This is a genomic window from Oryzibacillus soli, assembly GCF_051594765.1.
Lineage (GTDB): Bacteria > Bacillota > Bacilli > Paenibacillales > NBRC-103111 > Paenibacillus_AR.
Genome location: NZ_JBPPGJ010000042.1, coordinates 1 through 7,171, shown reverse-complemented (window position 1 = coordinate 7,171; position 7,171 = coordinate 1). Strand labels below are relative to the sequence as shown.

Annotated in this window: 7 protein-coding genes and 1 pseudogene; all 8 read right to left on the bottom strand. The window is 61.1% G+C overall.

Annotation, left to right across the window (positions count from 1 at the left end):
• Positions 1–381: hypothetical protein (locus tag ACSEXW_RS27790; protein WP_438449439.1), on the bottom strand; the 381-nt coding region annotated here is incomplete at its 3' end.
• Between the two features lie 247 nt (positions 382–628).
• The gene (locus tag ACSEXW_RS27785) at positions 629–883 is read right to left on the bottom strand and encodes a hypothetical protein (protein WP_438449438.1); all 255 of its coding nucleotides are present in this window, start codon (positions 881–883) and stop codon (positions 629–631) included.
• Positions 884–1,246: 363 nt separating this feature from the next.
• Positions 1,247–2,110, bottom strand: a pseudogene (locus tag ACSEXW_RS27780) (protein prkA); the annotation flags it as partial.
• Positions 2,111–2,502: 392 nt separating this feature from the next.
• Positions 2,503–3,438 carry a TRM11 family SAM-dependent methyltransferase gene (locus ACSEXW_RS27775; protein ID WP_438449437.1) on the bottom strand — a complete coding sequence of 312 codons (936 nt, stop codon included), beginning with the start codon at positions 3,436–3,438 and terminating at the stop codon, positions 2,503–2,505.
• Between the two features lie 36 nt (positions 3,439–3,474).
• Complete coding sequence (locus ACSEXW_RS27770) at positions 3,475–4,671, bottom strand: SpoIIE family protein phosphatase (RefSeq protein WP_438449436.1); 1,197 nt, start codon at positions 4,669–4,671, stop codon at positions 3,475–3,477.
• Positions 4,672–4,690: 19 nt separating this feature from the next.
• A complete protein-coding gene (locus ACSEXW_RS27765; protein WP_438449435.1) occupies positions 4,691–6,418 on the bottom strand; it encodes a [Fe-Fe] hydrogenase large subunit C-terminal domain-containing protein in 1,728 nt (575 codons plus the stop codon).
• Positions 6,419–6,421: 3 nt separating this feature from the next.
• On the bottom strand, positions 6,422–6,670 hold the full coding sequence (locus tag ACSEXW_RS27760) for a (2Fe-2S) ferredoxin domain-containing protein (protein WP_438449434.1): 249 nt from the start codon (positions 6,668–6,670) through the stop codon (positions 6,422–6,424).
• A gap of 164 nt (positions 6,671–6,834) precedes the next feature.
• Positions 6,835–7,171: glycine radical domain-containing protein (locus ACSEXW_RS27755; RefSeq protein WP_438449433.1), on the bottom strand; the 337-nt coding region annotated here is incomplete at its 5' end.

Below are 7,171 nucleotides of genomic sequence, written 5' to 3'. Positions count from 1 at the left end.
CCTCGGTGCGATCTTCGCCGGTAGGGAGAGCAGCTTCGCCCGGATCGCGGCCAGCATGTCTGTCATGACATCCTTTACGTCCTCTGCCCGGTGGAGCTCTCCACGCATAACGGCCACCTGCAACTCCGCCTTCTCGCGCTTAGCCCGCTCGTGCTTGGCCCGCTCGGAGAAGTAGTCCACGTCGTCGTCATGGCTGCGATTCTGGACGTGCTTGATATACCGGTGGACGCTCTCCAGGAGCTTGTACTTCCCCTTTTCCGCCCGGATCAGGACACCGTCTTCAGCCAGTTGCTGGACCCGGCGAGCGGACAGATCAAGCAGCTCCGCCAGGTCCTTCGTCGTGATTAACTTTTCGCCTTCCGATTTCCCCTCGTTTCGCATGCCGCTCCTCCTCCTTCCGCCGGCTCCGGAAATAAAAAGACCGCCGAAAGTGGCGGTCCGCTTGAATTTCGATATGGGCTGAATGCTTTTGCATAATCATTCATGATCTTGCATGATGAAACGCAAAAACCAATAAAAATTTGTCGCTACACAGATTTCGGGGTCGCGAGCACCCGCATGCGTTCGGGACGCTGGAAGGACCCGTGATATCCACAGGTATGTGGACAACCCGTTGTGAATATGTGGATCAACTCAAGCACCGCCCCTTCTTCCACCGCTGATACATCTCCCATTGCTGATGAATATCCATATCGCTAAAGCCTTGGTCTCTCCCCTTCATGTGTCTGACCCATTGGAGGAAATTCCGGGGCTGCTGCTTCACGCACTCCAACCTGATGCACGTCTGCTTCGTACCGGTCCACGTCCCGTATGGGCAACCGCGGCACAGGAGAGGCTGCCGCTCCCGATCCCGGTCACGTTGGATCCGCTGGTCTAGATTCACGGCCTCCACCTCCTGTTTAAAAGCCGGGGGCATGGAATTGAACCATGCATGCAGCCCGTCCCGTATATAGGCAATCGCTATCGAGGGCTCATTTCGCTTATTGCCTTGGGAATGCGTATAACCTTTCCGCTACCCCAGCATGCAGAAAAGGCGCCACCAAACGCCCTGGGGCATTGCCAACGCCTTCTTGATTCTGGCAGGAACGCAAAAAAGACGCGGTCTGCACCCGGAAGTGCTCTCGCGTCTTTGTTCTTGTCCACACCACTTTCGTGGTTATTATAGCACATTTGTTCGCATGAACGCAAATATCGCGACATGCTGCGTCATGACCCGCTTTTTTTAGTTATATCATGTATCAACCTATTCGTCAGCGCTGATTAACGCGAACCTGCCCGCCTTAAAATTGCCCTCCTGGGTCAGCGACAGCAGGTTCCAGAGGAATTTCTCGTCGCACTTCAGCATCTCCTGGAACTCCATAAGCCCCCGGTTGGCCTTGTTCAGCTCGCCGTCGAACCGGTAGGCTCGAGGATCGGATTCGGAGCCGAATTCCGTAATGGTGGAGAAGTCGATGCTGCCCGTCAGATCGGCGATATCCTGCGACTTGGGATCCGAGGGGCTGAAGGTGCCGATTCCCACGCGCTCCGTCTCGGAGAGGAGCACCCGCTCGACCTGGACCTCTTCAATGTTGCTGCCGAATTCGGTCTTCAGCCGCATCTGGCAGGATGGGCACAGGTTGCCCTCAATCTTGATGCCCAGCTCCTTCTCTACATCCGGCCGCAGCTCTGCGGGAATGAGGTGAAGAGGATCCTCATGCATAGGGCAGCCGGCAATGGCATACACTGCACCGTCGTCTGTACGCGAATACTGCTCCAGCCCCTTCTTCAGCATGGTCACCAGGGTAGATTTGCCCCCGCTGACCGGTCCCATCAGAAGCAGGATCCGCTTGCGCACATCCAGCCTCCTCGCCGCGGAGTGGAAGTATTCCTCCACCAGCTTCTCGATCGCCCGGTCCAGTCCAAAGATCTCCTGCTCAAAAAATTTATACCGGGTCTGCCCGAGATGTTCTTCCGTCCCCTTCGAGGCGATCATGTTATAGACTCTGGCATGGGCCGTCATGGCCAGCTTGGGGTTTGCCCTCACCAATTCGAAGTACTCCTTGAACGAACCCGTCCAAGCCAACCTTTCGTTCTCAGCCCGGTATTCCGCAATTTTCTTGAAAAGATCCATGGTAACCCTCCTCTCGTTGACTCTGCATCCTTTTCCCGGTTCCCCCAAGAGATGACTCGATTCGAATCGTCATCCCTGCACCTTGAAGGAGCCCCCATGATGAATTCGCGACGAAGTCCTAGGCCACCCAACCAACAATTGAAAGATGGAACGTATTAAATACCTATGCAGATCAGGGGGAGGAGTTTACCGAATTTTTAGATATTTGCCCTGACAATTCATGGGAGCAGTCCGTCGGATTCTTATCATCAAGCCTTCCCCTGGCAGCAGTCTACCGCTACCCGCGGCTCGCGCCGGCTGGCGGGAATGAGTCCCGCCGGGTCAGTCCCCCAACAGCAAAAAGCCGCCCACTCCGGCGCCATGAGCACCGGAACGAACGGCTTACAGAGAAATCAACGGCAGAGCAGAATGTGACGGACGAGCTTGCCCTTCGGGATCGTACAGCGATCGGCGATGTGCAGCCCGGCCGCTTCGACCAGCAGGTCCATCTCCTCCGTCGTCACCAGAACGGCACGGGGAGCCAGCTCCCGAACCCGCTGCAGAATCCGGAGCTGCTCCTCCGGCGGACTGACGGAGCAGAGGTTGTAGGGCAGGTCCGCCACGGCGGCGTCATACCGCCCCTCCACGGCCCCGATGTCCCGGACCATGACCACGTCCGACATGCCGTAATGGGCCAGGTTGATGCGGGCTCCCTTCACCGCCAGCGGGTTCACATCGGAGCCGGAGGCATCGAGCCCCATGGAGAGGGCCTCTACCAGCACCGTGCCGATGCCGCAGCAGGGGTCCAGGAGGCGGGTGCCGTCCCGGTCCGGGTCGGGCAGGGCCAGGTTCACCAAGGCCCGCGCGATACGGGTGTTCAGGGCGGTGGAGTACCCCTGGGGCTTGTTCTGGTGGCGGAGCCAGACGGCCTCGGAGGGCCGGTGCACGCCAAACAGCCAGCGGCCGCCCGCATGGGCCACCCCATACAGCCGGGAGGGCTCCCGGACGTCTACGGTGCCGCGGATCACGGCTCCGACCCGAGACTCCGTCCGCCGCTGCACGTCGTACTCCACCGGCTCGTCCGTCTTCACATAGCGCACCTTGAAGGTGCCCTCCCCCACTTGGAAGCCGTCCACCTGCCGGACCAGCTCCTCCAGGCTCCCGGCCTCGAAGAGGACGTCCAGCCGCTGGCGGACGAAGGGGCTCCGGTCCGGCTCGAACCGGACAGGGCTGCGGAGCCAGCCCTCCGGGCCGGCCTCGGCGCCGAATACGGTCCGCTGCTCCATCCGGACCAGCTCTACCTCCCATTCCCTGGAGGAGAAGGTATACATATAAAACTGCGGGTTCATGTGCGATCATCCTTCATGCCAATCTCCATAACCCACTTAGTATAGGGTGATGGAGGTCGGTTTGTCCAATTCCCTTAGGAGTCGGATGATATCGTGCACGATGCGCAGCTTGATGTTCAAGTCTTGGGGGAAATTCGGGTTCTGATGGGCCGGATTAATGGCCGTGCCCACCATGAAGTGAATCTCCGTCGCATCCCGGAGGAGGAGTGTGGCCAGCTTATGGGCCCCGCTCCGGCCCTGGGGCAGATCAGCGCCCGGATCCAGCCGGTACTCCTGCAGAAGCGCGAGCACCTTGCGGAGCGTCAGTACGCCCTCCGTCACCAGATCGATGCCTTCGATGACGGCGGTGGGAGGAACATCCGGGTCCGCGGCCCGGTCGGCCAGGTTCACCGTCAGCTCCAGCCCCAGCTCCCGGGCCACCAGATTGGCGGAGGTGCCGCCGCAGACCACCTTGCGTCCCGGCTGGTCCATCCATTCCTGCACCACGGCCCCGTCCATGGCCCGGATGCTCGGAGGGCCCACCAGGAGCGTGAGGGGGCTGGACATTTTGAACCGGACCGCAACGGTCGTCGTATCGTCTCCCGGCTTGTGGCAGTAGAGCTCTCCGCAGGCGTCGGCCAGCTGGCGGGCCACCTCCTCCGGCGTCTTGCAGACCGGAACCGTCCGGCCCAGATGCTCCAGTATCTGGGGCCATTGCCAGCCCAGATTCAGGATCTGGCCCACGCCGGCATGCACCGCTCCGTCGCTGACCATGACCAGCGTATCGCCCTCCGACACCCGGAAGCGGGATTCCTTGATCGCCTTGCCGTTGACGGTCCGCTCCAGATAGTAGAGCTGCTCCGCCTTCCCTTGGCGGAAGAAGAAGGTGCCCGGGTTGTCGTATTCCACGAGATAAGCTCGCCCGTCGGAGAACATCTGGAAGATGGTGAACGTGGAATAGGCGACGCCCCGGACCTTGCAGACCGGAAGCGTCTCCGTCAAGGTGTCCACCACCTCCTCGATGTCCGAGCCCATCCGGAGCATATCCCCGGCGATCTTGGAGGTGAGCGTGGCCAGAATGTTGGCCTTCACTCCGCTGCCCAGGCCGTCCGCCAGCACCACCACCGCCGAATCCGGCGTCCGGGTGATGTGGACCTTGTCCCCGCACAGCTCCTCCCCCGACTTATTCAGGCTGCAGAAGCCCACATCGGCAAACAGCCGGTGCTCCATTCTCGGCTCCACCTGCTTTTCCATCCGCATCGGCCTCCTCTGTCTAATCCTCCAGCAGCAGCTTCTTCATCCGGGTCAGCGTGACCTTGGTCTCCGCCGTTGTCTCGCCCAAGAGGCCTGCAATCTCCTGAGCCACCCTCATCTGGTTCTCGATGACCTTCTGGGCCATCTCCACCGTATCGTGCTTCAGCAAGCGAAGCTTCTCCTGCTCCTTCTCCTGCTCCGTCAGGTCATGAAGAATGACCAGATAGATCTGTTGGGAATGCACATACGAAGCCGAGACGATAGCCGTCTTACGAAGGTCCGGGAATACCAGCTTCTTCCGAACCTGCTCTCCCGGCGACAGCACGATCTCCGCAGGATCCAGCAGGAAATCGGAGGGCAGGCCCACCAGCTGGCGGGCGTCCATCTGGTAGAAGCGTTCCGCCGCCTCGTTGACTTCCTTCACATACAGCTGGTCCGTCACGGCGATGACCGCATTAGGCGTCTTCTCCAGCAGCACGTGGGCAAAAGACTCCGCACGGGTCTGCGCGTACGGCATGCACATATACAGCTCGGCCTTGCCCTCCAGAACGGCGGCCGCCTTGTCCCTGCAGCTGCTGTAGCCGCAGGCGCCGCAGTTCAGCTCATCCTCCCGGCGGTGCTTGCCCAGCTTCTCCAGGACGGAGCGGATCGCCTCGTCCGAATGACGGACCGGGGGCAGGCTGCGGTCCTTGAAGGACCGGGCGATCAGAGCCCGGTCCCCCATCGGCAGCGGTCCTGCGCCCGGATTGGGCGCCGGGCTCTCCCGGTAGGCCAGGACCCGCTCCTGCTTGAGCAGCGGGTGGAGGCGGTCCCCGGAGGCCGGCCCGTTCAGGCAGCCCCCCTCGCAGGCGTTCAGCTCCAGGAAGTAACCCTCGGGCAGATCCTCCACGGAAGCCAGCAGCTTCCGGAGATTCTCAATGCCCGATATGGCCTTCCGGCGAGGCGTTGCCTGCGGGGGCTCGTGGGGGAAGGAGGTCTCCAGGACTCCTCCCTCCACCGGGTAGATCCGGGCCCGTACGTGATCCGGGCCTGCCTCCGTGAAGCCGGACGTCCACCCGGCTCCCTGCTCCTGCTGGGGCGGCTCGTGCTCCATAGCCGCTGCAGCGAGGCTTATGCCGGGAATCGGCTCCAGACGGAGCGCCTCCTCGAAGGTCAGAACCGCGTCCACAAAGCCGGGCTGGTCCGACATCTCCCTCCGCTTGGCGAAGCAGGGACCGATGAAGACCACCCGGGATTCCGGATCCTGCCGCTTGATCCACTTGGCATGGGCCATCATCGGGGAGTCCACCTGGGCCAAGAGGCTGATCCCCTGTGGGAAGTACTTCTCGACGTACTCCACCACCACGGGACAAGCGGTCGTTATGAGGCGCCCCTTCCGGGCGAACTCACGGGCGTATTCCTCGGAGACGGCCGCAGCCGCCTCCGCCGTCTCGCGAACCTCCGTGAAGCCCAGCTCATAGAGATGTCGGATGAAGCCGGCAGGATCCTCCGTGTAGCCGGCGAAGGAGGGGGCCAGACTGGCCTTCACCTTCAGACCGGAGCGGAGCATCCGGGCCACCTTTTGGAAGTCGGAGTCGATGGTCTTGGCATTCTGCGGGCACTCCATGAGGCAGTTGCAGCAGAAGATACAGGCCTCGTCCATGATCTTGGCCTGATTGTCCCGGAATTCGATGGCCTTGACCGGACAGGTCCGGATGCACCGGTAGCAATTTTTGCAGTTGGCGGCTTGGAAGCGCAGATGTCCCATCCGTTACCATCTCCCCTCGATATGATCGTCCCAGAACCGGGCCAGTTCCTCCGCATCCACCTGTACACACAGCTCCCCGCCCACCTTGACGGCCACCGCATGCTGGCACTGCCCCGCGCAGAAATTCGCTTTCAACTCCACATGGTCTTTCAAGCCCTTGGACTCGATCAAGGCCTCGAGCCCTTCGATGATGCGGTAAGCGCCCTTCAAGTGGCAGGAGCTTCCGATGCAGACGGATATCTGGAGCGCCATGGTGACGATCCCCCTCCTTATTTGAATACGTGAGCATCCAAAAAAAGAAGGCCTGACAGCACTGTCCAGGCCCATTACTTACAATCTATCCGCTCAGCGTGCCCGGACGGCAATCCCCTTCCCGGTTGGAACTTAGGAGGGGAAGCCGACATCGGGAGCCGATCTTACAGCGAGCTGTGGAACGTCCGGTTGATGACGTCGATCTGCTGCTCGCGGGTCAGCTTGATGAAGTTAACCGCGTAGCCGGATACCCGGATGGTCAGCTGCGGGTACTGTTCCGGATGCTCCATGGCGTCCATCAGCGTCTCGCGCTTGAACACGTTGATGTTTAGGTGATGGCCCTGCTTCACGGCGTAGCCGTCCAGGATGGCCACCAGGTTGCGTACCTGGGATGCATCGTCCTTGCCCAGTGCCTGCGGCACGATGGAGAAGGTGTTGGAGATGCCGTCGACGGAAGCATGGTACGGCAGCTTGGAGACCGAGGTCAGGGAAGCCAGGGCG

Excerpts from the sequence above, each read along its gene's own strand:
- ACSEXW_RS27775 (WP_438449437.1), bottom strand. The coding sequence starts at position 3,438 with ATGAACCCGCAGTTTTATATGTATACCTTCTCCTCCAGGGAATGGGAG.
- ACSEXW_RS27770 (WP_438449436.1), bottom strand. The coding sequence starts at position 4,671 with ATGGAAAAGCAGGTGGAGCCGAGAATGGAGCACCGGCTGTTTGCCGAT.
- ACSEXW_RS27765 (WP_438449435.1), bottom strand. The coding sequence starts at position 6,418 with ATGGGACATCTGCGCTTCCAAGCCGCCAACTGCAAAAATTGCTACCGG.
- ACSEXW_RS27760 (WP_438449434.1), bottom strand. The coding sequence starts at position 6,670 with ATGGCGCTCCAGATATCCGTCTGCATCGGAAGCTCCTGCCACTTGAAG.